Source organism: Paenibacillus nanensis, from assembly GCF_003583765.1.
Lineage (GTDB): Bacteria > Bacillota > Bacilli > Paenibacillales > Paenibacillaceae > Pristimantibacillus > Pristimantibacillus nanensis.
Genome location: NZ_QXQA01000005.1, coordinates 124,078 through 147,524, shown reverse-complemented (window position 1 = coordinate 147,524; position 23,447 = coordinate 124,078). Strand labels below are relative to the sequence as shown.

General features: G+C 51.5%; 26 protein-coding genes and 5 tRNA genes. 25 read left to right on the top strand and 6 right to left on the bottom strand.

Annotated features, from left to right (window positions below):
• Positions 1-38 precede the first annotated feature (38 nt).
• On the bottom strand, positions 39-1,076 hold the full coding sequence (locus tag D3P08_RS10620; RefSeq protein WP_119599668.1) for a M23 family metallopeptidase: 1,038 nt from the start codon (positions 1,074-1,076) through the stop codon (positions 39-41).
• Positions 1,077-1,285: 209 nt separating this feature from the next.
• Here D3P08_RS10620 and D3P08_RS10615 point away from each other — a divergent pair, with 209 nt between their 5' ends.
• The 4 genes from D3P08_RS10615 to D3P08_RS10600 all read left to right on the top strand — a co-directional run bounded on the left by D3P08_RS10615 (position 1,286) and on the right by D3P08_RS10600 (position 4,578).
• A complete protein-coding gene (locus D3P08_RS10615) occupies positions 1,286-2,608 on the top strand; it encodes a UDP-glucose dehydrogenase family protein (protein WP_162848425.1) in 1,323 nt (440 codons plus the stop codon).
• A gap of 87 nt (positions 2,609-2,695) precedes the next feature.
• The gene (gene cls, locus D3P08_RS10610; protein WP_119599666.1) at positions 2,696-4,132 is read left to right on the top strand and encodes a cardiolipin synthase; all 1,437 of its coding nucleotides are present in this window, start codon (positions 2,696-2,698) and stop codon (positions 4,130-4,132) included.
• Positions 4,133-4,213: 81 nt separating this feature from the next.
• Positions 4,214-4,408 carry a hypothetical protein gene (locus tag D3P08_RS10605; RefSeq protein WP_119599665.1) on the top strand — a complete coding sequence of 65 codons (195 nt, stop codon included), beginning with the start codon at positions 4,214-4,216 and terminating at the stop codon, positions 4,406-4,408.
• Positions 4,408-4,578 carry an H-type small acid-soluble spore protein gene (locus tag D3P08_RS10600; RefSeq protein ID WP_119599664.1) on the top strand — a complete coding sequence of 57 codons (171 nt, stop codon included), beginning with the start codon at positions 4,408-4,410 and terminating at the stop codon, positions 4,576-4,578. Before D3P08_RS10605 ends, D3P08_RS10600 begins: the two co-directional genes overlap by 1 nt.
• Before the next feature lie 84 nt (positions 4,579-4,662).
• Here the strand turns inward: D3P08_RS10600 and D3P08_RS10595 are convergent, their stop codons facing one another.
• Positions 4,663-4,974, bottom strand: coding sequence for a dehydrogenase (locus tag D3P08_RS10595; RefSeq protein ID WP_119599663.1), 312 nt, complete (start codon positions 4,972-4,974; stop codon positions 4,663-4,665).
• 199 nt (positions 4,975-5,173) lie between these two features.
• Here D3P08_RS10595 and D3P08_RS10590 point away from each other — a divergent pair, with 199 nt between their 5' ends.
• The 5 genes from D3P08_RS10590 to D3P08_RS10570 all read left to right on the top strand — a co-directional run bounded on the left by D3P08_RS10590 (position 5,174) and on the right by D3P08_RS10570 (position 10,285).
• A complete protein-coding gene (locus D3P08_RS10590) occupies positions 5,174-5,782 on the top strand; it encodes a DedA family protein (protein WP_119599662.1) in 609 nt (202 codons plus the stop codon).
• Positions 5,783-5,826: 44 nt separating this feature from the next.
• Complete coding sequence (locus D3P08_RS10585) at positions 5,827-6,393, top strand: thioredoxin family protein (protein WP_119599661.1); 567 nt, start codon at positions 5,827-5,829, stop codon at positions 6,391-6,393.
• A gap of 3 nt (positions 6,394-6,396) precedes the next feature.
• Positions 6,397-7,041, top strand: coding sequence for an MBL fold metallo-hydrolase (locus D3P08_RS10580; protein WP_119599660.1), 645 nt, complete (start codon positions 6,397-6,399; stop codon positions 7,039-7,041).
• Positions 7,042-7,138: 97 nt separating this feature from the next.
• Entirely contained in the window at positions 7,139-9,388 is a 2,250-nt protein-coding gene (locus D3P08_RS10575) for a Tex family protein (RefSeq protein WP_119599659.1), read from the top strand.
• 234 nt (positions 9,389-9,622) lie between these two features.
• Positions 9,623-10,285, top strand: coding sequence for a nitroreductase family protein (locus D3P08_RS10570; RefSeq protein WP_119599658.1), 663 nt, complete (start codon positions 9,623-9,625; stop codon positions 10,283-10,285).
• An 80-nt stretch (positions 10,286-10,365) separates the two neighbouring features.
• Here D3P08_RS10570 and cmpA read toward each other — a convergent pair whose 3' ends face one another.
• Together cmpA and D3P08_RS10560 are read right to left on the bottom strand one after the other, a co-directional pair.
• On the bottom strand, positions 10,366-10,503 hold the full coding sequence (cmpA, locus tag D3P08_RS10565) for a cortex morphogenetic protein CmpA (RefSeq protein WP_119599657.1): 138 nt from the start codon (positions 10,501-10,503) through the stop codon (positions 10,366-10,368).
• An 85-nt stretch (positions 10,504-10,588) separates the two neighbouring features.
• Positions 10,589-10,951, bottom strand: a complete 363-nt coding sequence (locus D3P08_RS10560; RefSeq protein ID WP_119599656.1) for a hydrolase/acyltransferase — start codon at positions 10,949-10,951, stop codon at positions 10,589-10,591.
• Between the two features lie 129 nt (positions 10,952-11,080).
• Between D3P08_RS10560 and D3P08_RS10555 the strand changes: the two genes are divergently transcribed.
• The 12 genes from D3P08_RS10555 (at position 11,081) to D3P08_RS10500 (ending at position 18,311) form a co-directional block, all read left to right on the top strand.
• Entirely contained in the window at positions 11,081-11,560 is a 480-nt protein-coding gene (locus D3P08_RS10555) for a SprT family protein (RefSeq protein WP_119599655.1), read from the top strand.
• Positions 11,561-11,587: 27 nt separating this feature from the next.
• Positions 11,588-11,663 (top strand) — tRNA-Asn (locus D3P08_RS10550).
• Positions 11,664-11,669: 6 nt separating this feature from the next.
• Positions 11,670-11,760, top strand: a tRNA-Ser gene (locus D3P08_RS10545).
• A 155-nt stretch (positions 11,761-11,915) separates the two neighbouring features.
• A tRNA-Glu gene (locus tag D3P08_RS10540) sits at positions 11,916-11,990 on the top strand.
• A gap of 46 nt (positions 11,991-12,036) precedes the next feature.
• A tRNA-Lys gene (locus D3P08_RS10535) sits at positions 12,037-12,112 on the top strand.
• Between the two features lie 56 nt (positions 12,113-12,168).
• Positions 12,169-12,251 (top strand) — tRNA-Leu (locus D3P08_RS10530).
• A 441-nt stretch (positions 12,252-12,692) separates the two neighbouring features.
• Positions 12,693-13,736 (top strand): FtsH protease activity modulator HflK, encoded by a 1,044-nt coding sequence (gene hflK, locus D3P08_RS10525; RefSeq protein WP_119599798.1) that lies wholly within the window; start codon positions 12,693-12,695, stop codon positions 13,734-13,736.
• The gene (hflC, locus tag D3P08_RS10520; protein WP_119599654.1) at positions 13,733-14,599 is read left to right on the top strand and encodes a protease modulator HflC; all 867 of its coding nucleotides are present in this window, start codon (positions 13,733-13,735) and stop codon (positions 14,597-14,599) included. Before hflK ends, hflC begins: the two co-directional genes overlap by 4 nt.
• A gap of 100 nt (positions 14,600-14,699) precedes the next feature.
• Complete coding sequence (locus tag D3P08_RS10515; protein WP_119599653.1) at positions 14,700-15,476, top strand: YheC/YheD family protein; 777 nt, start codon at positions 14,700-14,702, stop codon at positions 15,474-15,476.
• Between the two features lie 113 nt (positions 15,477-15,589).
• A complete protein-coding gene (locus D3P08_RS10510) occupies positions 15,590-16,336 on the top strand; it encodes an MBL fold metallo-hydrolase (protein WP_119599652.1) in 747 nt (248 codons plus the stop codon).
• On the top strand, positions 16,314-16,886 hold the full coding sequence (locus tag D3P08_RS10505) for a TetR/AcrR family transcriptional regulator (RefSeq protein WP_119599651.1): 573 nt from the start codon (positions 16,314-16,316) through the stop codon (positions 16,884-16,886). Before D3P08_RS10510 ends, D3P08_RS10505 begins: the two co-directional genes overlap by 23 nt.
• A 144-nt stretch (positions 16,887-17,030) precedes the next feature.
• A complete protein-coding gene (locus tag D3P08_RS10500) occupies positions 17,031-18,311 on the top strand; it encodes an MFS transporter (RefSeq protein WP_119599650.1) in 1,281 nt (426 codons plus the stop codon).
• 54 nt (positions 18,312-18,365) lie between these two features.
• Here D3P08_RS10500 and D3P08_RS10495 read toward each other — a convergent pair whose 3' ends face one another.
• Positions 18,366-18,593, bottom strand: coding sequence for a 3-dehydroquinate dehydratase (locus D3P08_RS10495; RefSeq protein ID WP_119599649.1), 228 nt, complete (start codon positions 18,591-18,593; stop codon positions 18,366-18,368).
• Between the two features lie 323 nt (positions 18,594-18,916).
• Here D3P08_RS10495 and D3P08_RS10490 point away from each other — a divergent pair, with 323 nt between their 5' ends.
• The 4 genes from D3P08_RS10490 to D3P08_RS10475 all read left to right on the top strand — a co-directional run bounded on the left by D3P08_RS10490 (position 18,917) and on the right by D3P08_RS10475 (position 22,525).
• Positions 18,917-19,693 (top strand): sugar phosphate isomerase/epimerase family protein, encoded by a 777-nt coding sequence (locus D3P08_RS10490; RefSeq protein ID WP_119599648.1) that lies wholly within the window; start codon positions 18,917-18,919, stop codon positions 19,691-19,693.
• 18 nt (positions 19,694-19,711) lie between these two features.
• Positions 19,712-20,737, top strand: coding sequence for a Gfo/Idh/MocA family protein (locus D3P08_RS10485; protein WP_119599647.1), 1,026 nt, complete (start codon positions 19,712-19,714; stop codon positions 20,735-20,737).
• Positions 20,738-20,966: 229 nt separating this feature from the next.
• A complete protein-coding gene (locus D3P08_RS10480; RefSeq protein WP_119599646.1) occupies positions 20,967-21,785 on the top strand; it encodes a CAP domain-containing protein in 819 nt (272 codons plus the stop codon).
• A gap of 71 nt (positions 21,786-21,856) precedes the next feature.
• On the top strand, positions 21,857-22,525 hold the full coding sequence (locus D3P08_RS10475; RefSeq protein ID WP_119599645.1) for a 3D domain-containing protein: 669 nt from the start codon (positions 21,857-21,859) through the stop codon (positions 22,523-22,525).
• Between the two features lie 3 nt (positions 22,526-22,528).
• Here the strand turns inward: D3P08_RS10475 and D3P08_RS10470 are convergent, their stop codons facing one another.
• Positions 22,529-23,443, bottom strand: a complete 915-nt coding sequence (locus D3P08_RS10470; protein ID WP_240647411.1) for a polysaccharide deacetylase family protein — start codon at positions 23,441-23,443, stop codon at positions 22,529-22,531.
• Between the last annotated feature and the right edge of the window lie 4 nt (positions 23,444-23,447).

Below are 23,447 nucleotides of genomic sequence, written 5' to 3'. Positions count from 1 at the left end.
CTCCTTCAGTACAAGTGATAGGGATAACGAGTCATCCATCAGCTGCGCTGCGCGAGGTACTTTAAAGGATTGACGGGCTCGTTTTTTTGCATAATTTGAAAATGCAGGTGAGGTCCGGTGCTTCTGCCGGTTGAGCCGAGCAGACCGATTTTTTCACCCCGCACTACAACGTCGCCAACCTTGGCTTCGATCCGGCTGAGGTGCATGTAAGCGGTTTGGAGACCGCCAAGATGATCGATAATGACATAATTGCCGTACCTGGAATTAAAGCCCGTATCGCTGACGGTGCCGTCCGCCGCGCTGAACACGGTGTCGCCGACGTCGCCGTCAATGTCAATTCCGGCATGAAAGGTCGCTCTCCCGGTGAAGGGGTCCTTCCGGTAGCCGAATCCCGATGTCATCTTCTTGGATCGCGTAGGCCAAAGATTCGGATAGGCGTCAACCGTCATTCTTTTATTTTGGGCTTTCTTCAGCGTTTGCTCCATCGATATTTCCATGGAATCGATCATCTCGTTAATGGATTGAAAGTCTAGCGAAGTATGCTGCGCGAGCGACGCCATCTGCATCATCGGAACAGGCGACGTAAGCTGCCGTCCCGCTTTCGCTTCGGCTGACTGGAGCGATAAGGTTTGAACGGCTCCGCTTTTCTTTTCGGCGGAGGGAGAATCGCTCGTCGGTTCGATAACCGAGCTGCCGTACTTCTCGATAAACAGCTTCAATTTGTTCTCTAACTCATTCAACTCTTGCATTTTGGCTTTCATCTCATCCGCTTGGCGCGACAGTTCCAGTATCTCTTGCTGCAAGGAGACGATCGCTTCATCCTTCCCGGCGATGACTTGATCCATCCCGGTAATCGTTTGCGTGAATTGTGCTGACTGGGAGGACAGCTCATCCTCCAGATGCTTCAGCTCGTAGGCGGCCTTCATTTGAAGGCCGGCGATCGTTCCTGTAACCGCGATGGCGGCGGCAACAGGCGCTGCTACGACTGAGCGCTTCGATACGGAGAACTGCTTGACTGTCTTGTCTGCGCCGCGCATCACAACAAATGACCATGCTGGCTTCCGCGCTCGTTTCACTGGTTAACTCCTTCCGGCCGGCGTTATTGTCCTGCAGAACGTTCTATGACTATTTATTCTCTGACGCTATAAAACATACCTTAAAACTTCCTCAGAATATTGCGAGCTTACGTATTATTCATATAAAAATGCTGTAAAACTGCGATTTTTGCGGTTCGTCCATTCTACACTAGAGAAAGGATCGAAATTGCGTACGCGAGGTGGTCAACGTGGAGATAGCGGTTTTCGGCGCAGGTTATGTCGGGTTAGTAACAGCGGTGTGCTTAGCAAGTCAAGGTCACCGGCTTTGCGTCGTGGAGAAGGATAGGGCGAAGCTCGACAAGCTTCGGAGCGGCCATGCTGCGTTTTACGAGCCCGAGCTGGAAGGGATGCTCGCAGATGCGGCAGGCGCCGATAGGATCCATTTTACGAATAATAGCGGGGATGCGGTTCATTCTGCCGATTTGTTGTTTGTCTGCGTCGGAACGCCGCCGCTTCCTGACGGCAGCGCCGACTTGTCACAGGTGGAAGAGGTGATGAAAACGATTCTGAAGCATGAAACCGAGCGTAAAAAGCATGAAGAGGACAAAGGAAAGCTAGTCGTTATAAAAAGCACCGTTCCCGTCGGCACGGCGTACCGGCTGAAACGAATGGCCGATCTTTACGGGAACGGCGCCGGAGAAATCGAGGTGGCTTCCAATCCGGAGTTTCTTCGGGAGGGAAGCGCTGTCCGCGACTTTATGCAGCCTGACCGGATCGTTATCGGGACGAGCGGCGAACGCGGCGAGGCGATGCTTCGGTCGGTTTACCGAAACTTCGATTGTCCGGTGCTCGTAACGGATACCAATACGGCGGAAATGATCAAATACGCGTCGAACTCGTTTCTGGCAACCAAAATCTCTTTTATTAATATGATCTCGGACCTATGCGATAAAGTGCAAGCCGATATTTCGATAGTCGCCGCGGGAATGGGCTATGATAAACGGATTGGGGAGCAGTTTCTAAAAGCGGGGATCGGCTTCGGCGGTTCCTGCTTCCCGAAGGATTTAAGCGCGCTCACAGCCGTTGGCCGAAAGCATCATGTGAAGGTGGAGCTGCTGGAGCAGGTAATCGGCGTTAACCGGGACCGGCCTCTTCGGCTCATGGAGAAGCTGAAGGAGGAGATGTGGGTGCTGAAAGGAAAAACAATCGTGCTGCTCGGGCTGACGTTTAAGCCGAATACGGATGATGTCCGCGATTGTCCGGCCGCATCGGTAGCGGAGAGGCTGCTGAAGGAACAGGCGAATGTCGTCGCATACGATCCGGCTGGCATGGCCAATTTCAAGAGCCTCTACCCGGAGCTGTCCGCCCGTATCCGCTTTGCCGACGATGCGTACGAGGCTTGCAGACGCAGCGACGGGATCGTGCTGCTGACGGAATGGCCAGTTTTTAAAGAGCTGGATTGGGGGCGAATTTCCGCCAATATGGAGGCTCCTTTCCTGCTCGACGCCAGGCATTTTTTGGAGGAGGCAAAGCTTAAGCAGGCAGGATTTATACGCGGATCACGAACATGAATGTGCGAACCTATTGTATAGAAGAAGCAGCTGGCGCTTATACTAAAAATCATTTTTTACGTGTCAACCGAAAGAAGAGGTGGCGGCATGACGGCATGGACAGGATGGCTGATCGCGCTTCTGGCGGCATATTTTCTCCAATTTGTTGTTATTTTTATATTCGAGCACAGGCGCCAAGCGAATATGACGGCGTGGTTATTCCTTTCGTTCGTCGTGCCGTTTATCGGATTTGCGGCCTATTACATGATTGGAAGAAGGAGAGCCCAGCTCGTCCAAGCCTCGGCGGCTAACGACCAAAAAGAAAGGCTGGCGTATGCGGAAGAGAGATCCTTTATTGTAGAAACGTCGGAGTGGGAGGAATCGGCGCTAGCAAGGGAGAGCAGACTCCAGCAAGCGCTGGCGAGACTCGCGCCGTTCCCGGTTACCGGGCGAAACAGGACGAGGGTGCTGACGAACGGGGAGGAGACGTACCATACGATGCTGGAGGCGATGAAGGACGCTAAGCATCATATTCATTTGGATTATTATACGATCCGCAATGACGGGGTCGGCCGGAGGTTTCTGGATGTTCTGACGAAAAAAGCGCGCCGCGGCGTCGAGGTTCGAATGATCTACGACGGGATCGGAAGTCTGGCTCTAGATGAGGCTTACCTGAACGCGCTGCGCGAGGCGGGAGCGGAGTGCCGCTGCTTCGCCCCTCCGAAGGCCGCCTTTCTCGAAAGAAGGATCAACTTCCGGAACCACCGCAAAATCGCTCTGATCGACGGGAAAGTCGGTTTTGTCGGCGGAATCAATATCGGCGACGAATACATAGGCCTCGATCCGAAGCTCGGCTTCTGGCGCGACACGCATCTGCGCGTGGAGGGCGACGCTGTACATTATTTGCAAGCCATGTTTCTTCATGATTGGCAAATGGTTGGCGGGAGCGGCATTCCGAACCCGGAAGCCTACATGCACGAGCACAGCATTGACGACAAGGAGCGCGTCATGATCGTCCCGGGCAGACCCGGCAGCAACGACAGAGACATTGTGGAGGCGTTTGTGACCGCAATGGCAGCCGCTCGCAAACGCATCTACGCCACAACCCCGTATTTTATTCCCGATCCGGTCATCGCCGCCAGCTTGCGCATCGCGGCGCGAAGCGGCATTGACGTGAAGTTGATCATACCGGGCGTCTCCGATTCCAAGCTGGTGCTGTATGCGACGTTATCCTATGTGCGGGACATGCTGGAGGCAGGCGTGCGCGTTTATCGTTACAGAAAGGGCTTTATCCATGCCAAGGTCATGATTATTGACGATATATTCGCATCCGTCGGCACCGCCAATCTCGATATGCGAAGCTTGTACAGCAATTACGAGCTGCTTGCCCTGCTCTTTGACGAAAAGCCGATTCGGCGGTTGGAGCGCGATTTTATGGAGGACCTGTCCGTCAGCGAAGAGATCGACCTTCATGCCTTTACGAGCAGGCCGGGCAAGCAGAAGGCGAAGGAAGCCGTAATGCATATCCTCTCCCCGATGCTATAGGAGTGAATGAAATAGGGCATAAACGGGAATATTTTGTCCGTAAGTAAGATGTATTTCATGAATCTAGAGGAGGCGGATGAAATGAGCGATCAGCGCAATCCCGAGCAGGAGAGGCATGATGCGGCAGAGCTTCGTTACGATGGCAGGGATGTCTACGACATGGATATCGACCGCATGGTGAATGAAGGTCTCGGCGGGGGTCAAGTCACGATTCATAACGGTCTCATCGAGGAGACGACAACGGATACGATGGTTGAGAAACCGGAGGGCGAATAATGGATACGGTACGAGCGAAACAAATTTTGGACTCCCAAAATACGTACGACGTGAAGCTGGAAGGAAGCTCCGTCTGGATTGAAAATGTCGATGTCGAGAACGGAACCGCGACTGTATCGGTCGGCAACAACACACAGACCGTTCCTGTAGAGAAGCTTCAGGAAGGCTAAAGCAAGGCATGAATAAGCCCGAGAGGACGGCAACATCATTACTGCCGGCGCCTGCTCGGGCTTTATTGTGATGGGAGGGGGCCATTACCCGCCATAAGCGTCGCGGAACGCTTCGCTTAGCCGCTCACGGTCGACCTCCCACAATTCCGCGATTTCCGCGCTGACAGCTTCAACCCACCAATCGGCTTGAGCTTTTCTGTTGCTCTGATTTTCCACGATCCATTGCAGGTTCAAGACGACCTTTTGAAAATACAGCTTTTCCGCTTGCTCCATCTTATCCTTAGGCACCCAAAGCTTTAGCCGTTTGGCCGTGCGGTAAAGCTCGTTGCTGCAGGATCGGCGGATTTTGCGCGCAGACGGGAAACCAGCGGCGTGCTTCTGTTCATTGGGTTTCATGCAGACCGACTCCTTTCCCCTTAATGTATGCGGGAGCCGTTGCCAAGGACACCGGCCCGTACTGGCTGAACAAGCATATTGGCAAGGAAAAGGAATAGGATAGGACAGGGTCGGAGTGGATGGCTTAGCCTCCCTATGTTAAAATAAATGAGGCGTCTTGGTTAACCAAAGTTCGCCAATATTGGATGGAGGAAAACGAATGGAAAATTGGATTACCGATTTTATGGAGCAGTTCGGTTATTTCGGCATCTTGCTGTTAATCGCGCTCGAAAACTTGTTTCCGCCGATTCCTTCAGAGGTCATTCTTACGTTCGGAGGATTCATGACGACGTATACAAGCCTGACTCCGCTTGGCGTAATCGTCGTTGCTACGCTTGGCTCGCTTATTGGCGCCATTATTTTGTTTTATATCGGACATCTGCTGGGCGTGGAGCGGCTGGAGAAAATCGTGGACCGCTGGGGTCGCTTGCTCCGCGTGAAAAAAGAGGACATCCGCAGAGCAGACGCCTGGTTTGACAAATACGGCTATTGGGCCGTCTTTCTGTGCCGCATGGTCCCGCTTATCCGCAGCTTGATCTCCCTGCCGGCCGGCATGTCGGGCATGAAGCTTGTTCCGTTTCTATTTTTTACAACGCTTGGCACGCTCATTTGGAATACGGTGCTTGTGACCATCGGATCCGCAGTAGGCGACAATTGGGAAAATATTGTGGAGTTCATGGACGTGTATTCGAATATCGCCTATGCGCTGATCGCAGTGGCTGTCTTGGTCGTCGTCGTCCTGTATATTCGCAGGGCTCGCAAATTTTAAGTATAATGGAACCATGACTTTAAGGATGGAAAAGAGGGATACATATGGGCAAAAGCGTAGCTGACAAGCTTGGCAAGGGCATTAGTCCGCAGCAATTTGTAGACGGGATGACGAAAAACAAAGAGGCCTTCATCGATTGGATGGAGAAGTTCAGCTGGCCGTCGGGGGAGGACCGCGATTTTTTCGAATCGCTGAATAACCGCGACGATATTCGCTGCTTGATCCTGATGGCCGATTGGTGCGGCGACGTCGTTCGCAACATCCCGGCTGTATTCGGCGCTCTGGAGGTTAGCGGCATTCCGACGGAAGTGCTCATTATGGAAGAGCATCTCGATACGATGGATCAATTTCTGACGATGGGCGGCCGGTCGATCCCGATCGTCATCTTCGCGGATACCGGCGGAGCCGTGCTCGGGCAATGGGGGCCTCGTCCGGCATATATCCAGGAGCCTATGGTCGCGTTCAAGCAGGCGAATCCGGACCGGGAGGCGCCGGATTACCAGGAGAAGTTGGCGGAGACGCGCCAGGAGATTATGAAGCGCTATGGCGAAGGACCTGGCTATCAGGCTCTGGTCGTGAAGGAATTGCGCGAACTGCTGGAGTCGTTCTAAGCGATGACGAACGTTACATTTAAGGTTGAGACGTTTACGCTTGGGCCCCTGCAGACTAACGCATATCTCCTGTCGGTGACAGATGGAGAACAGGAACGAAGCATTGTGATCGATCCGGGGATGAACCCGAAGCGGCTGCTTGACCGTATCGCCGGAACGCAAGTAGAAGCGATTCTGCTGACGCATGCGCACTTTGACCATATGGGCGGGGTCGACGAGGTACGCAAATTGGCGAACTGTCCGGTATACATCCATGATCTCGAAGCGGACTGGCTCACCGATCCCCGCAAGAACGGGTCGATGCGCTGGCAGGACGTTACGCCTCCGCTATCCACCGACCCGGCCGAGTTCGCGCTTGCCGAAGGACAAGAGCTGAAGCTTATCGGCCATACGTTCCGCGTCATGCATACGCCGGGGCATTCGCCGGGCAGCGTAAGCTTCTTATGCGGGCAGCACTTGTTCTCGGGCGATGTGCTGTTCAGACAGTCCGTTGGCCGAACGGATCTGCCCGGCGGCAGAGAGAGGGATTTGTACGATTCGATTCGTTGGAAGCTGTACAAGCTTCCCGACGATACCCTTGTTTATCCTGGACATGGCGGAAGAACAACCATCGGGTTCGAGAAAGCTAACAATCCCTATACGGCTTAACGACGGAAGCATTCTTGGCCGGAGACGGACGGGAATGCTTCTATGTCTTGATAAGCCGATACAGCAGTAGATAGAGAACAAGGACGGTGTAAACCATATGGCGGATCAAAATAAGCAGGTGACTGCTCCGGAGACTGAACTGGAGAAAGTAAAGCTCTCGACTGAAGAGAAGGCGGCGGAAAACAGCCGGATTATTGCCGGCATTGCGTCCCAGCTCGCGATTCCTGCATCGAAAGTGAAATCGGCGGTGTCGCTGCTGGATGAAGGCAATACGATACCGTTTATCGCGCGTTACCGCAAGGAGATGACCGGAGAACTGGACGAGAATGAGCTGCGGTCGATCGAGGAGAAGCTGCAGTATATGCGGAACCTGGAGGAGCGCAAACGCGAGGTCATCCGGCTGATCGACGAGCAAGGCAAGCTGACGGACGAGCTTCGCGCGGGAATCGTAGCGGCCGTAAAGCTTCAGGAAGTGGAGGATTTATACCGGCCGTACCGGCAGAAGCGCAAGACGCGGGCAAGCGTTGCGAAGGAGCGCGGCCTTGAGCCGCTTGCGAGTTGGTTATGGTCGCAGCCGCGTCAAGGCGACCCTTTGACGGAAGCGGGTCGCTACGTGAATGAGGAGAAGGGAGTAGCGACCGCCCAGGAGGCGCTGCAAGGCGCGATGGATATACTGGCGGAGCAATTCGCGGATGACGCGTCGATTCGATCCTGGGTGCGGAAGTTTACGTTCGATCAAGCCTTGCTGCGGACCGAAGCCAGAAATGCGGAGGAAGAGTCCGTCTACGAGATGTATTACAGCTATCAAGAGCCCGTGCGCAAGCTTCCTCCTCACCGCATCTTGGCGATTAACCGCGGGGAACGGGAAGAAGTGCTGCGCGTCACGTTCGATACGCCTGTTGAGCGCATTTATGAGCATATGAAGCGCAAGCTGCTGCGGAATGGCACGGCCGCTCCTGTGCGCGAGGTGCTGGAAGCGATTATCGAGGACGCCTACAAGCGTCTTATCGCGCCTTCGATCGAACGCGAGGTGCGCGGCGAGTTGACGGAGAAAGCGGAAGAGCACGCCATTACGATTTTTTCGGAAAACCTGCGGAATTTGCTGCTGCAGCCGCCCGTTCGGGGACATGTGGTGCTTGGCGTCGATCCGGCCTACCGGACAGGCTGCAAGCTGGCGGTCATTGACGACACCGGGAAGCTGCTCGAGGTTGCGGTCTCGTATCCAACGCCGCCGAATAACAAGGTAGCGGAAGCGGAGAAGCTAATTAACGGACTTATCGACAAATACAAGGTGGAGCTGATCGTCATCGGCAACGGCACAGCTTCACGGGAAACCGAGCAGTTCATTGCGTCGTTGATTGGCAAGCGCAAAAATGCGGGAACTGGCAGCGAGCTGAAATATATTATCGTGAACGAAGCGGGAGCAAGCGTCTATTCGGCTTCCAAGCTGGCACAGGAAGAATTCCCGACGCTCGATGTGGCGGAGAGAAGCGCGGTGTCGATCGCGCGCCGTCTGCAGGACCCGCTGGCGGAGCTCGTTAAGATTGAACCGAAGGCGATCGGCGTCGGCCAATATCAGCATGATGTCAGCCAGAAGCGGCTGGATGAGTCGCTCGGCGGCGTAGTCGAGTCCGCCGTTAACCATGTCGGCGTAGACGTCAATACCGCGTCCGCCTCGCTGCTCTCCTACGTTGCGGGCGTTAACGCGACCATTGCGAAAAACATTGTGAAATACCGCGAGGAGAACGGCCGCTTCACAAAGCGCGGTCAGCTGCAGAAGGTGCCGAGACTCGGCGCCAAGTCGTACGAGCAATGTATCGGTTTTCTTCGAATTCCGGAAGCCGACAACCCGCTCGATAATACGCCAATTCATCCGGAGTCATACGATGTCGTCGACCGGCTGTTCCGCGAGCTTGGAATGAAGCTGAGCGAGCTTGGTACGGAGGCGGCCAAGGCGAAGCTGGCTTCGCTTGACGCGGCATCGATGGCGGCCAAGCTGGAGGTTGGCGTGCCGACGCTGCGCGATATTATCGACAGCCTGCTTAAGCCGGGCCGGGATCCGCGCGAGGAGCTGCCTCCTCCGATTTTCCATACCGATGTGCTGAATATCGAAGACTTAACGCCGGGGATGGAGCTGCAAGGCACAGTGCGCAACGTCATCGACTTTGGCGCTTTTATCGATATCGGCATTAAAAATGACGGATTGGTCCATATCTCACAGATGAGCGACAAGTTCGTCAAGCATCCGATGGATGTCGTCTCCGTCGGCGATACGGTAACGGTGTGGGTGCTGAGCGTGGACCTTAAGAAGGGCCGTGTGAGCCTTACGATGAAAAAACCGGATTAAGGGCTGCTAAGCCGGACGCGGCTCCCGTACCGTGCATCACGGGAAGCGGATAAGGCAACAATAAAAAGGACAGCCGCGAGGCTGTCCTTATTGCTTGCGATATAAGAATAGATGGAAACGCTTACTATATGTTAGCTTGTTATTTGAATAAAGTTAATTGACAATAGTTCGTTATGCGGATATACTGTTATCAAATGAGTTACAGTTAAACAAAGAGACCGGGGAGGAATAAGAATGACCGTTTCCAATGAATTGAAAGAAGCTGTAGGAGCAGACGTATCCTTTTTTAAAGTGGCTGAGGACCGCCGTTCCGTCCGTAAGTATGACACCAGCGCGGCGATCACAGAGGAAGAGATTCGCGAGCTGCTGACGATTGCGACGAAGGCGCCGTCTTCGTCCAATATGCAGCCATGGCGGTTTCTTGTTATAACGGATCAAGAGACGAAAAACCAGCTGCTTCCGATCGCCAACAATCAGCAGCAAGTTGTAGAAGCTTCCGCAATCGTTCTTGTTATGGCCGATCTTGAAATGTATAAGCTTTCGGAGCAGATTTATACTTCGGCCGCTGAAGCCGGATATATGTCGGAAGACATTAAAAACAATATGATTGCAAACTCCACAAGGCTTTATTCATCCCTGCCAGCAGAGCGCCTTAAGGAAATTGTAATGTTCGATTGCGGGCTCGTCTCGATGCAGCTTATGCTTGCCGCGAAAGCGAAAGGCTACGACACAGTGCCGATGGGCGGCTACAACCGCGATAAAGCAAGAGAGTTTTTCCAAATTCCGGACCGGTACTTGCCGGCCCTCATGCTGCCGATCGGGAAAGCGGCGTCTCCCGGACACCCGACGACACGGCTGCCGCTTGATCAAATCGTATTTTTTAACGAGATGAAATAATAAGGCATTAATAAACCCGTCGGCTCGCATGAAGAGAGCTGACGGGTTTTTCATTGGAGCGCGTGTCCGCTTACTCCTTGCTATAACGAACCGCTGCTCTGTTCCTTCGGTCCTTGTTTGGTTCGATAAAAATACCAGCAGTCGTTAAGCAGCTTGATCTGTCTTCGGTCCTTCTGCTGAAATGCGCGCATCAGTTGGTTGCACAGCCACTGCGGCATACGCATCCGTCCTCCTCCCGGGGCTTCGCCTGTTGTTCTACTACCATATGGCGAAGGGCGGATGTCCGTGCAGGTCCGAATCGAATTAGCCTAGCTGTTCTTCCTCAAATTCTTCGTACCATTGCTCCAGCTGCGCTTGCAAGGCGCGAATTTCTGTAAGAAGCGAGATGAGCGGATACGATTTTTCCTGGATTCCGGCGAAATCGCGTTCTAGGCTGTTAATGTATGCCAATCCGCTAACGATCGAAACGGAAGGATCATGCAAATCCACGTTATCGCATTCGGCTAACGCATAAGGCAGCGCCGGCACTTCATCGGCGGTAAGCTTGTCGATTTCTTTATGGAGGCGCAAATTCAGCGCGCTTAGCTGGTAAGCGTGAGACGCTGGCATTTCCACGAAGGAAACGGATTCTTTATCTTTTAATAAAACATATCGCATAGTAGCCATGAACGGTCATATTCTCCCCTCGATTTGCTTGCGTAAACGCGGTGTTCGGTCCATTAACGATTCATCATTCCTACTTGACAGTGTAGCTTATACAAGCGTTAAAATTCAAGTATTGGGGGAGGATAAGACATGGATAACGAAGCTTTGCAAAAGTGGGTGGAACGGGTTTCTTTAGAGTCTTTCGGAAGACCGTTTCTGCATAAGGCCACGTTTAACGGAAGACTGAAAGCTACCGGCGGCCGGTATTTCACCCGTACGCATGACATCGAGATTAGTCCGCATCAGCTGGCAGCGTTCGGTGAAGAGGAAACCGAAAAAATCATCAAGCACGAGCTTTGCCATTACCATCTTCACCTCATGAAACGAGGATACCGTCATCGGGACGCCGATTTCAAAACGCTGCTGGCCCATGTCGGCGGCTCCCGGTTTTGCAGCGCCTTGCCCGATCGCACAGGCCGAAGGACAAGCCCCTTCCGTTACAAGCTGAAGTGCGTGGATTGCGGTACCGAATATTTGCGGAAAAGGAAAGTCGATCCGGCCCGTTACGCTTGCGGAAAATGCAGGGGAAGATTAAAGATGCAGACGCTTGACAACCTGAAGTCGCCGTGATAAATTATTAATTGTCACTTTTACTTTTCCCTGATAGCTCAGTTGGTAGAGCACTCGACTGTTAATCGAGTTGTCACAGGTTCGAGTCCTGTTCGGGGAGCCATTTTCTGGAGAAGTACCCAAGTGGCTCAAGGGGACCCTCTGCTAAGGGGTTAGACTGCGTAAGTGGTGCGAGGGTTCGAATCCCTCCTTCTCCGCCATATCTTTTCTCAGGACTCAAGTGGAAGAGGCCGAGCATCGGTCTTTTTTATTTGCCTCAAATGGCCGTCGAAAAGATTTTAAAAAAAGTACTTGCAATTTGAATGACAAGTTGATATAATCATTCTTGTCGCCAAAAAGCGAAGCTAGTAAATGTGGCCCGTTGGTCAAGGGGTTAAGACACCTCCCTTTCACGGAGGTAACAGGGGTTCGAATCCCCTACGGGTCACCAACCATCCTCTAGAGAAGCAGCTCTTATGAGTTCGTTTCCGTCATGAGAGCCATTAGCTCAGTTGGTAGAGCACCTGACTTTTAATCAGGGTGTCGAAGGTTCGAGTCCTTCATGGCTCACCAGTTTCTTTCTCCCTCGAAAGCGCTGGTATGAAGGATCGGTCGACAATTTTATACATGCGGTAGTGGTGGAATGGCAGACACGCTATCTTGAGGGGGTAGTGGGCGTACGCCCGTGGAGGTTCGAGTCCTCTCTACCGCATACATAAGTTGAACAATGAAGCTCCTGGTACCCAGGGGCTTTTTTGTTTTATTTACAATGTTACTTTCTTTTAACGGATTTTCCGAGAGCGTGGAAGGAGAGTATAGTTGAAGCAATCATTTTTTCTGCCCGAGATAGGAGAGAAATGATTGGCGGACCGGTCACCCTGACAAAAGAACAGATCGATCAAGTCTCGCCAACGGGTTTTCCTATAAGTCCTTGCCATGTGCCAAGGGCTTTTTTTTGCGACTTCAGGACAATGCCGGCACATACCAATATCGTCGTCAAGATCGCGAAATTATGATAGGCAACAGTTGTTCAAAGTGCTCAAATGCACGAAACCTTAAAGGAACCTTAAAAAGTTGTGACCAAATACGCGCTAATTACGTATTACCGACCATAAAAAAGGGTATTTGGAAGGAGAGGGCGCAGTTGAATTTTATGAATCAAGAACCTCAAGCGGGTCCGAAAGCCAATCCGAACCGTAAGCCGCCGGAACTAAAGCCGGGCACGGTTAAAAAGCTGATGATTGGGATAGCGGCCGCCATCGTCATCATTTATTTGGGATCATCATCTTTCTATACCGTACAGGAGCAGGAACGGGCGGCCGTGCTGACATTCGGAAAATATTCGCATGAAACGACATCCGGGCTCCATTTCAAATGGCCGGCGCCGATTCAGCAGGTCCGAATCGTGCCTGCGGAGCTCACTCAGCATATCACGATCGGCTACCGTCAAAACGGAGACGAGGTCATTCCGGTCGACGAAGAAGCGATCATGATTACCGGCGATGAAAATATCGTTTCGGCTGATGCAGTCGTGACATGGAAAATAAGCGATATTCACGACTATCTCTATAATATTAGCAACCCTGAACAATTTCTCCGAAACGCTACCGGCGCGTCTATACGCTCCGTCATTGGCTCGCAGAAGCTGGATTACGCCATTACGGACGGGAAAACAGCCATCCAGGATCAAGTGCGGGAGCGTCTGATCGAGCTCCAGTCGAAATACGAAACAGGGATTCAGATCATCGATTTGAAATTCCAGGATATCGAGCCGCCAGGGGGCGAAGTGGAGGATGCCTTCCGCGCCGTCACCAATGCGCGCGAGGAGAAGAACACTAAAATTAATAACGCGGCCAAATACGAGAACGATCGAATTCCAAAAGCCAGAGGTGAAGCGCAGGCGCTAATTGAGCATGCGGAGGCCGAAAAAAAATCGCGTATTCTGAACGCGGAGGGCGACGTCGCCAAATTTAACGCCATATATGCCGAATACGCTAAAAATCCGGATGTTACGGAAAGCCGCCTCATTCTCGAGACGCTGGAGAAAATATTGCCTAACGCGCAAATATTCATCACGAACTCCGGAAGCGACACCGTCAATTATTTGCCTCTTAACGAGCTGCTGCGGGATAAGGGAGCATCCTCTTCATCAGGTTCTAGTACGAGTGACAACACGCAAGGAGGTAACGCGCAATGAAGCCAAAACATTGGATAATGATAGCCGCGGTCATCGTCGTGTTCATGCTTGGAGCGGGCTCGATGTTTATCGTGAAGGAAGGCGAATACAAAGTTGTGTTAAGATTCGGGGAGGCGATGAGAACGGTCAAGGAGCCTGGGCTTAACTTCAAGATTCCGTTCATAGAGTCGACTACGGTGCTGCCCAAATATCAGATGACGTTCGAAAGCAATCCAGGTCAAATCATGACGAAGGATAAAAAGCCGATTCTCGTGGACAATTATACGATTTGGCGCATCTCCGACCCGGAGAAGTTTTACCGCAATCTGAATACGGTCAGCGGAGGGGCGCAGCGGATTGACGAGGCCGTATACAATTCGGTCAGACGGAAGCTGTCGGAAGTCGATTATGACGTCATCATTAGCGAAAACTCCGCAAGGGGCAATATAAATGACGAAATTACAATGGACGTGGCCCAGGCGCTTCAACGCAGCGATTATGGCATTGAGATTATAGACGTGCGCATTAAGCGGACGGATTTGCCCGAAAGCAACAAACAAAGCGTTTATAATCGGATGATATCAGACCGTCAATCGATTGCCGCGCGTTATTTGTCCGAGGGCGACGAGGAGTCCAGGAAAATTACGTCAAAGGCGGACCGGACAGCGACGGAATTATTGGCTCAGGCGGAGGCCGACGCCAAAAAGATCATTGCCGAGGGCGAGCAGGAAGCCGCGCAAATTTATAACAGCGCTTATGGCAAAGATCCGGGCTTCTACAATTTGTACCGAACGCTGGAGAGCTACGTGATTACGCTGCAGAACGAACCGGTCATCATGATTCCGATCGAATCGCCTTATGCCAAAATTTTGCTGGGCGAATAAATCTATTGGGTCTATTAACTATTAAAAATGCGCTGCTATCTCTAGTTAAACGTACTTCCGGTCATAGACTCGTTTCATAGAATGTAGAGAGGTGAAACGAGTGGCCAAAAATTACGCAAGCCGCAACATTAGAGGGAAGCTGCGAGTATGCCATTATCTGTCCGACGATACCGAACTGCGCCGTTATGTGCCGAAGACACTCGCGTTTAACCGGTTAAATCTGGAGTGGATGATCGCCAACTATGCAACGGTATATGTGAAACCGGACGTCGGTTCGTTAGGCATTGGGATTTGCAGAGTCAGACGCGTCGGCAAGGGATATGAACTGAAGGCGGTAGAGGGCAAACAGCAATGGAAAGCTATATTTGACTCTAAGGCCGAGCTGTATAACCGGATCCTAGGGCTAAAGCGCGGACAAATGATTATCCAGCAAGGGATCGACCTGGACAAAGTGGGGAACAGGCCGTACGATATCCGGGTTATGGTGCAGAGAAAGCCGGGCGGCTCTTGGGTGTGCACGGGGTTTATGGTAAAGGTGGGCGCTGCAAAAAAGATTGTTACGAATTATTATCAAGGCGGGGACATTATTTCAATCCATGACCTGCACGAAAGCTTAGATTTAAAACAGGTGGAGCGAACCAGAAGAGAGCGGCAGCTATCGGATACGGCGGTTCGAATCGCAAGACATTTAAGTGCCAAGCGCTCCGGCATGCAAGAGATGGGGATCGATTTCGCGTACGATACGTCGGGTGAGTTGTGGGTGCTGGAAGTGAATTCGAATCATCCGCAATTCCATCCGCTTGAGAAGATTGATCAAGAGGCCTATAACAAAATGCTGCTGTATGCCGCGTCTTATGGCCGTTATGATGCAAAGTGACGAAGAAGCAGACTAGATTTATGCTGGTCTGCTTTTTTTGGGCTTGCAAAACTAATGTCATTAGTTTATAGTGAAACTAACGATATTAGTTTTAGGAGGAGCGTGTTAAAGTTATGCGAATGACTCGTGAGAAAAAGGCCGCGCAGCTTACGTATTTGCCGGTTGTATTCCCGGTGAATTGCTATTTGGTTGAAGAAGAGGACGGATTGACGCTAGTGGACGCCGCATTGCCGAACAATGTATCGGCTATTATGAAAGCGGCGGAACAGCTCGGCAAGCCGATAACGCGAATTGCGTTAACGCATGCGCACGGCGACCATGTTGGGGCGCTGGACGGACTGAAGAAGCTGCTGCCGGAAGCGAAAGTTTATATTTCGGAACGGGATGCGAAGCTGCTTCGCGGCGACGTTTCCTTAATGGACGGAGAGGGGGATAGGCCGATTCGCGGCGGGATACCGAAGGGCATCCAGACGACTCCCGATGTGCTGCTTGCTGAAAACGACCGGGTTGGCTCATTAATTGCCATCGCCGCTCCCGGACATACGCCGGGCTCGATGGCATTTTGGGATGAGCGAACAGGCATGCTGCTCGCGGGAGACGCTTTTCATACAAGAGGGGGAATGACGGTTACCGGGCATATGAAATTCATGTTCCCGTTTCCCGCATTCGCGACCTGGAACCCGGCGGCTAGCTTAGAGAGCGCTCGGAAGCTCGCGAGGCTTCGTCCCGCGGTTTTAGCAACTGGCCACGGCAATTTGTGGAAGGATCCGCTTTCGGCTATGGAGAAAGCGATCCGGGACGCGGAACGTTTTTTCAATAAGAAAGGAGTTATTTCTCATGTCACCGAGGGCCGGTCTTGATCTGAACGTTATTATTATGCAAGCAGCTGAGCTGGCCGATTCGGAAGGGCTCGAGTCCGTGACGCTTGCATCGCTTGCCAAGAAGCTAGGCGTCCGCTCGCCATCGCTGTACAATCATGTGGAAGGCTTGCCGGCTCTTCGGTCTCATCTTGCCGTATACGGCCTCCAGCTGCTGAATGAAGCCTTGTCGCATGCGGCGGGGGATGCGATCGGCTATGAAGCGGTCGTCCGGATCGCTTCAGCTTATACGGGTTTCGCGAGAGCTCATCCCGGTTTGTATGAGCTGACGCTGCGAGCGCCGTCCCTTGATAACAAAGAGCATGAACGTTTAGCGGATAAACTGGTGAACATGTTCCTGAACATCTTGTCTCCTTATGGCCTATCCGAGGAAGAAGGCATCCATGCGGTACGCGGGCTTAGAAGCTTGCTTCACGGATTTGCCTCTATCGAGGGCCATGGCGGGTTCGGGATCCCTATTGATATAGATAAGAGCGTAGCGTTTGTGCTTCACCGTTTTTTGGCAGGTCTCGAAAAGAAGAAGGGATCATGAACCGTGCCTATAAAATGCTGTACAAAAAAGAAGCGATGTAGTAATATCCATTCGAATGAATCGTGATGAGCGAGGATCCTTAGCTTTCGGCTGAGGGTCCTCCGTCCGTTCTAACATCCTAGCGAAGAAGGTATCGATCATCTTATGGCACGCGTGACGAAGGCTAGCTCTCATCTCGTGAAATTCGGCATGCCGATGACGGCAAGGGTTTGGAGAAACGCTCGCACTGACCTAATAGCCTCCTGTTTATTCGGATTATTTAATGTTGTAATGAATCAGTTTTATGTCGCCTTTGCCATTCAGCAAGGAGCGAGTCACGTCCAGGTCGGGCTTTTGACCGCCGCGCCCGCGATCGGCCTTATCTTCTCCCCCTTTTGGGCGAACTGGATTGAGAGAGCGAAAGCGCCGAAGCCGTTTGTCATTATTCCGAACTTGATTGGCCGTTTGCTTCTTCTGCTGCCCGCTTTTTTCGCGTATCCATCCGTTTATGTCGCTACCGCCTTAATTTTCCAGCTGCTTATGGGCATTCAAGCTCCGGCCTATGCGGCGCTGGTGTCCAGAATGTACCCAACCGATATAAGAGGCCGGCTGATGGGGTATGTCCGCGTCGCGATGGGCATCCTGATGATTCCGCTTGCCTATTTGGTCGGCGGCTGGTCGGAAGCGTTCGGTCCCTCTGGACCATTGATTGCCGCTTCGATTGCAGGAGTTGTATCCGCAGCCATATTCAACACGCTGAAATTGTCCAAAAAAGCGGAGCGCACATCTGAGCCGGACTCGCGGCAACGGGAAGCCTCCGAACCGGAAGCGAAAAAACAGAAATTTGCTTGGAAAGAACAATGGGAGCTTGTGGCGTCGAATCGGGCGCTGGCGGTCTTCCTGGCCGCTACGACGTTTGCGGGCTTTGGGAATATGCTGGCAAGCCCGCTCTATCAAATAACCCAGGTCGATGTGCTGGAGCTTACTAATGTTCAGATCGGCTACGCCCGCGTCGCTTACTTTACCGCCCTGCTTCTTACGTTCTGGACGGCAGGCCGAATGATCGACCGCTTTCCGATCAAGTATACGCTTATGATCGGAATCGGCGCCTATGCCATCGTCCCGATGCTATACGGCTTATGGGGGACGTATCCCGCGGTCATTATAGGAAACGGGATTCAAGGCATCGGCGAAGCGATATGGGATATTGGCATTCTGGCGTTTGTATTTCGGCTTGTTCCGGGAAGAGAAGCGATGGTGTTCGGCATTCATCTTATGTTATTCGGGGTTCGTGGAACGCTTGGTCCGATTCTGGGATCGACGCTAACGTCTCAAGTGCCGATCAGCGCTTTGCTTATCGCTGCCGGGATTTGCGGTGCTATCGGCACGGTGCTGTTCATCTGGGGCAATCGGGGAAAAGAAGAGAACCGGCTTGCAGCAAGCTAATAAAAACGCCATCTCTCCTGCGTCATGCAAGGGAGATGGCGTCTTTCGTTTATCTTAATAAAGCGAAATCGTGAGCGTGTCCCGCTCATAATAAGAGTGAAGCGTAGCCTCGCTGCCGACGATCTCGACGCTTATTAAAGAAGTGATACATTTTTTAAGCGCGTTTTTACCGGTAGTGAGTTTTCGGTTTAGAACGGCAGACAGCTTATCGAGCGCTTGTTTGTTTGTATCCGTTAAATAAACGGGAATAGTTTTATTCTGAAAGACTAGCATTGTTCTCATATAAATGACCTCCATCCTTTAGGAAGGATTTTTTTCTATTTTAACGGATAAATATTAAAAAAGTCTTAAAAAAAAGTGATCAAAAGGTTACAGCCTTGTAAACTTTACGATTAACTAGCGTGTAAGCTTTATTCATTCTATCCTTGGTGATGTCGAAATGCAACAGTGTCCATCCCAACACTATTCCTTCGAAAAGGCAAAATCGCATAAAAATAAGCTAATAAAACAACTATTCTCGCAGGAGAACGGTCGATATAATGGAACTCGTAGGGCAAAATCAGACATTTAATCCGTAACTTAAATCGATAAAGGAGTGCGCTGCAATGAAAAGAATGGGCATTGGCTTGCAGATGTATACGCTTCGCAACGAAACGGCTGAGGACTTTGAAGGCACGCTGCGTAAAGTGGCGGCAATGGGGTATGAAGGCGTTGAATTTGCCGGCTATGGCGATATCCCGGCAGAACGCATGCGCGAGCTGCTAGACGAGCTTGGCCTGAAGGCAATTGGAAGCCACATCGGACTTCATCTGCTGGAAAACAATCTGGAAGATGAAATCGCTTACCTGAAAACGATAGGCGCTAAATACGCGATCTGCCCTTGGCTGCCTGTCGAAGCGCGTGACACGGAGTCCTGGCGCAAGCATCTGGTCAGCTTCGAACAATTCGGCAAACGCTTTAGAGAAGAAGGCATAACATTCGCATACCACAACCATGACTTTGAGTTCGAAGTCGAAATCGACGGAAAAATCGTTTTTGACGCGCTGTATGAGCGCATTTCGCCTGAATATTTGCAGGTTGAGATGGACATCGGCTGGGTGCAATATTCCGGTATCGATCCGGTAGCCTATGTCAAGAAATATGCGGGCAGACTGCCGCTTCTTCATTTGAAAGATTTCCGCGGCGGCGAGAAGGGGCAGCAAATTGACACCGTCGAGCTTGGCAATGGCGATCTGCCGTTGAGCCCGATTATTGAAGCGGCGTCGGAAGCATCGGTAGAATGGCTGATCGTGGAGCAGGACGTATGCGCGAACCCTCCGATCGAATCGGTAGCTACCAGCATGGAATGGATGAAAGCGAACTATCTGAACAAATTTGAATAAAGGCAGGGGAATTTATTTATGTCCAAAGTAAGAGTAGCTGTAATTGGTTGCGGATCCATCTCGAAATACCGTCACATCCCGGAGTATGCGGCTAATCCAAACGTAGAACTGGTTGCTTTTGTCGATCCGGTTATTGAACGCGCCCAGCAATTCGCTGAGCAGCACGGCGGAAAGGCGTTTGCCGATTACGAGACGATGCTCGCTGAAGTAAAGCCTGACGCGGTAAGCGTATGTACGCCAAACGCGCTGCACGCTTCTATGAGCATTGCCGCGGCGAAAGCAGGCGCACATGTACTGGTAGAGAAACCGATGGCGGTATCGGATGCCGAAGCGGAAGCGATGATCCAAGCGGCTGAAGATAACGGAGTAAAATTGATGGTTGGCCACAACCAGCGCCTAATGCCTCCTCACGTAAAAGCGAAGCAAATTTTGGAATCCGGCGTGCTTGGCAAAGTGCTGACATTCCGTACCTCCTTCGGTCATCCAGGACCTGACGCATGGAGCGTAGACGGCGCGAACAGCTGGTTCTTCCGTAAAGAAGAGGCGCTAATGGGAGCTATGGGCGACCTTGGCGTTCATAAATCCGACCTGATCCGTTGGATGCTGAATGATGAAGTTGCGGAGATCGGCGCATTTGTAGGCACGCTCCACAAAGAAGGCACGCAAGTTGACGACAACGCTTCTTGCATTCTCCGCATGAAAAGCGGCGCTATCGGTACGCTTGTGGCAAGCTGGACGTACTATAAAGGCGAAGACAACAGCACGATTCTGTGGTGCGAGAACGGCGTGATGAAAATCGGTACGCATCCGGACGATCAAGTGATTGTCGAGCTTCGCAACGGCACGGTTGAGAAGCATAAAGTCGGCGCAATTTCGACGAATGAGAAGCAGGAATCAAGCGGTGTTATCGATGCTTTTGTTGACAGCATCGTGAACGGCACTACTCCTGCCATTTCGGGTGAAGAAGGCCGCGCTTCGCTGAAAGTCATTTTGTGCGCATTTGAGTCGCAAGAAACAGGCAAATTCATTACCGTAAACGCGTAAATTCGCTTTATTTAATAGCCTCCTTATCCTCGTAAATGCGGGGAATGGGAGGCTTTTTTCTATGAAAATACCGGATGAGACGATTCTAATAATGCAGGAACGGCGCGTATTTGACCCTGTTTTCTTATGAAATGGAAACTTTTGTGCCATGAAAGCCTTTTTATCCCCGTGCTAAGATGATGCCATCAGGACGTCCTACAAAACTATCACGCTTAGGGGGAAATGAATAATGAAGATGAAACCGATACATGTAGGTGTAGCAAGTATCATTGCGGCAACGATGATCGGAACAGGATTCGCTGCTCCGAAAGCTGATGCGGCTCAAGCTAATTGCAATTATTTGAATGCAAAATCATACGTTATGAATTTCGCATCGCTTAACGATATCGCAAACAAATACGGTGTCGATCTGAGCAAGCTGAAAATCGATCTAAACGGCATTACAATCAAGTATCCATCCGCAACAACGACACCGGCGCCAACAACAAAGCCGGCTCCAACGCCGAAGCCAACGACTACGCCGGCTCCAACGGCGAAGCCGACGACTACGCCGGCTCCGACAGCAAAGCCGACGACTACGCCGGCTCCAACGGCGAAGCCAACGACTACGCCAGCGCCGACGGCGAAGCCGACGACAACACCGGCTCCAACGGCAAAACCGACAACGACGCCGGCACCGGCAAGCTCGGTTCAAGAGCAAATCGTATCCTTGGTTAACCAAGAACGCGCTAAGCTTGGATTGAAAGCTCTGCAAATGGATGCCTTGCTTAACAAAGTCGCAACCGAAAAAGCAAGAGATATGGATGTGAACAATTACTTCAGCCATACTTCTCCGACTTACGGTTCGCCATTCGATATGATGAAATCATTCGGCGTGAAGTATAACTACGCGGGAGAGAACATCGCATCCGGTCAACCAACGGCAGCACGAGTTATGTCCGATTGGATGAACAGCCCAGGACATCGCGCGAATATCGTAAATCCTAACTTCACGAAAATCGGAGTGGGCTACGTAAACGGCCAATGGGTTCAAATGTTCATCGGCTAATAGAAGCAAACGCGGGGCGTTAGCTGCATCGCTTAACGCCCTGCTATTTTTTAAAGGCGAAGTCTGGAGGTATGGTTTTGAAAAAATCTTTTATAGCTTGCGCGGCAATCGCGCTTTCCATTACGTTATCCGCAGGAACCGTACATGCGTCGAATCAAATACATACGGTTACAAGCAAAGATACATTCTGGAAGCTTTCGCAGCAATATAAAGTTCCGCTGAAAGACATACTGGTAGCGAATCCAGCCGTTGACCCGCTGAATTTGCAGGTCGGCATGAAGGTTACGATTCCTACTGTCACGACGGCCAGAGAAGCGGCAACCATGTCCATCAAGCAAGCTGCGTCCGCAAAGGAGCCCGTATCTGTCATGGATCCGGCAGTAAAAAACGTTCGCGGGCCAGGGGGATACGATTATTCGTACACCAAAAAGATGACCTTGAAAGCTACCGCTTATTCGGCGGACACGATGGAAAACGGCGGCTGGGGTGCAGTCGATTACTTCGGGGATAAGCTGAAGATTGGAACGGTTGCGGTGGACCCGGCAAAAATTCCTTTAGGCACAAAGCTTTATATTACCGGCTATGACTATTTGGGACTTCCGAAAATTGGTATCATTGCGACCGCCTCTGATACAGGAGGGGCTATCAAAGGCGACCGCATTGATATTTTTGTCCCAGGCTCGAAGGAAAAGGTTCGTCAGTTCGGCATCCAAAACGTTACGGCTTATGTGCTTCAATAACCTTTACCGGTAAGGCTTTTTCCCAAGCATTTCAGGAAGGGTAAGGAGATCATATCCTTTTCCTTGCAGCCACTCGATTAAGACGGGAAGAGCGTTGATCGTACCGGATAAATCCTGCCCTTCTCCCCCGCCGGCATGCTGCAATATAATGGAGCCAGGCTGCAGCGTCTTTCGAATATTAGCTAAAACCCGGGCGCTGCTCGGGTTTTTCTTCCAATCCTCGGAATCGACATCCCAGTTTACGATGGTATATCCATATTTTTTCCCCCATGCCGCTTGCTTCGGCAATAACTCTCCATACGGAGGTCGAATGAAATTCGGCGACAAGCCGGTAATGCGTTTGATGATACCGTCCGTTTTCCAAATTTGCTGCTCGTACTGATACATCGATAAGGTTGAGAAAACGGAGTGATTGTACGAGTGATTGCCGATTACATGCCCTTCCTTAATAATCCGATCCACTAATTCCGGATGCTTAGCCGCCCGCTCGCCTACGATAAAGAAAGTGGCGCAAATGTTGTACTTCGCCAAAACATCCAATATAGCCGGGGTAAACCGCGGGTCCGGCGCGTCATCGAATGTTAGGGCTACGATTTTGCGGTCGCGGCTCCCATTGGTCATGAACACATTTGGAAATTGCTTATGCAGAGCAACCCAGCTCATATCGCCGCCGTTGTTTTTTTTCGCGTGTCTTCTTTTAGCCGCGTTTTTTTTTGCGTGGCTTCTTTTTACTACTCGTTTTGTTTGACTGCGGCGTTTTTGCTTGTGTTGAGGCTTGATCTTCTTCTCCTTCGTATCGGGAGCGGCAATCGCGAGCTGATCGGACCGGCTTGGTTGCAGGGCCGGGAAATCAAGAAAGACCGACAAAACAATGATCGACAGGATTAATTTGAGGAACGCAGAGATTTGTGGCTTCATATCC

Bases quoted from the DNA above. Each gene is read 5' to 3' on its own strand.
- D3P08_RS10495 (WP_119599649.1), bottom strand. From the start codon at position 18,593: ATGAGAACAATGCTAGTCTTTCAGAATAAAACTATTCCCGTTTATTTA.
- D3P08_RS10470 (WP_240647411.1), bottom strand. From the start codon at position 23,443: ATGAAGCCACAAATCTCTGCGTTCCTCAAATTAATCCTGTCGATCATT.
- cls (WP_119599666.1), top strand. From the start codon at position 2,696: ATGACGGCATGGACAGGATGGCTGATCGCGCTTCTGGCGGCATATTTT.
- D3P08_RS10490 (WP_119599648.1), top strand. From the start codon at position 18,917: ATGAAAAGAATGGGCATTGGCTTGCAGATGTATACGCTTCGCAACGAA.
- D3P08_RS10480 (WP_119599646.1), top strand. From the start codon at position 20,967: ATGAAGATGAAACCGATACATGTAGGTGTAGCAAGTATCATTGCGGCA.
- D3P08_RS10475 (WP_119599645.1), top strand. From the start codon at position 21,857: ATGGTTTTGAAAAAATCTTTTATAGCTTGCGCGGCAATCGCGCTTTCC.
- D3P08_RS10600 (WP_119599664.1), top strand. From the start codon at position 4,408: ATGGATACGGTACGAGCGAAACAAATTTTGGACTCCCAAAATACGTAC.
- D3P08_RS10505 (WP_119599651.1), top strand. From the start codon at position 16,314: ATGTCACCGAGGGCCGGTCTTGATCTGAACGTTATTATTATGCAAGCA.
- D3P08_RS10500 (WP_119599650.1), top strand. From the start codon at position 17,031: ATGGCACGCGTGACGAAGGCTAGCTCTCATCTCGTGAAATTCGGCATG.
- D3P08_RS10510 (WP_119599652.1), top strand. From the start codon at position 15,590: ATGCGAATGACTCGTGAGAAAAAGGCCGCGCAGCTTACGTATTTGCCG.
- D3P08_RS10590 (WP_119599662.1), top strand. From the start codon at position 5,174: ATGGAAAATTGGATTACCGATTTTATGGAGCAGTTCGGTTATTTCGGC.
- D3P08_RS10560 (WP_119599656.1), bottom strand. From the start codon at position 10,951: ATGGCTACTATGCGATATGTTTTATTAAAAGATAAAGAATCCGTTTCC.
- D3P08_RS10575 (WP_119599659.1), top strand. From the start codon at position 7,139: ATGGCGGATCAAAATAAGCAGGTGACTGCTCCGGAGACTGAACTGGAG.
- cmpA (WP_119599657.1), bottom strand. From the start codon at position 10,503: ATGCCGCAGTGGCTGTGCAACCAACTGATGCGCGCATTTCAGCAGAAG.
- hflK (WP_119599798.1), top strand. From the start codon at position 12,693: ATGAATCAAGAACCTCAAGCGGGTCCGAAAGCCAATCCGAACCGTAAG.
- D3P08_RS10605 (WP_119599665.1), top strand. From the start codon at position 4,214: ATGAGCGATCAGCGCAATCCCGAGCAGGAGAGGCATGATGCGGCAGAG.
- D3P08_RS10570 (WP_119599658.1), top strand. From the start codon at position 9,623: ATGACCGTTTCCAATGAATTGAAAGAAGCTGTAGGAGCAGACGTATCC.
- hflC (WP_119599654.1), top strand. From the start codon at position 13,733: ATGAAGCCAAAACATTGGATAATGATAGCCGCGGTCATCGTCGTGTTC.
- D3P08_RS10580 (WP_119599660.1), top strand. From the start codon at position 6,397: ATGACGAACGTTACATTTAAGGTTGAGACGTTTACGCTTGGGCCCCTG.
- D3P08_RS10595 (WP_119599663.1), bottom strand. From the start codon at position 4,974: ATGAAACCCAATGAACAGAAGCACGCCGCTGGTTTCCCGTCTGCGCGC.
- D3P08_RS10585 (WP_119599661.1), top strand. From the start codon at position 5,827: ATGGGCAAAAGCGTAGCTGACAAGCTTGGCAAGGGCATTAGTCCGCAG.
- D3P08_RS10555 (WP_119599655.1), top strand. From the start codon at position 11,081: ATGGATAACGAAGCTTTGCAAAAGTGGGTGGAACGGGTTTCTTTAGAG.
- D3P08_RS10485 (WP_119599647.1), top strand. From the start codon at position 19,712: ATGTCCAAAGTAAGAGTAGCTGTAATTGGTTGCGGATCCATCTCGAAA.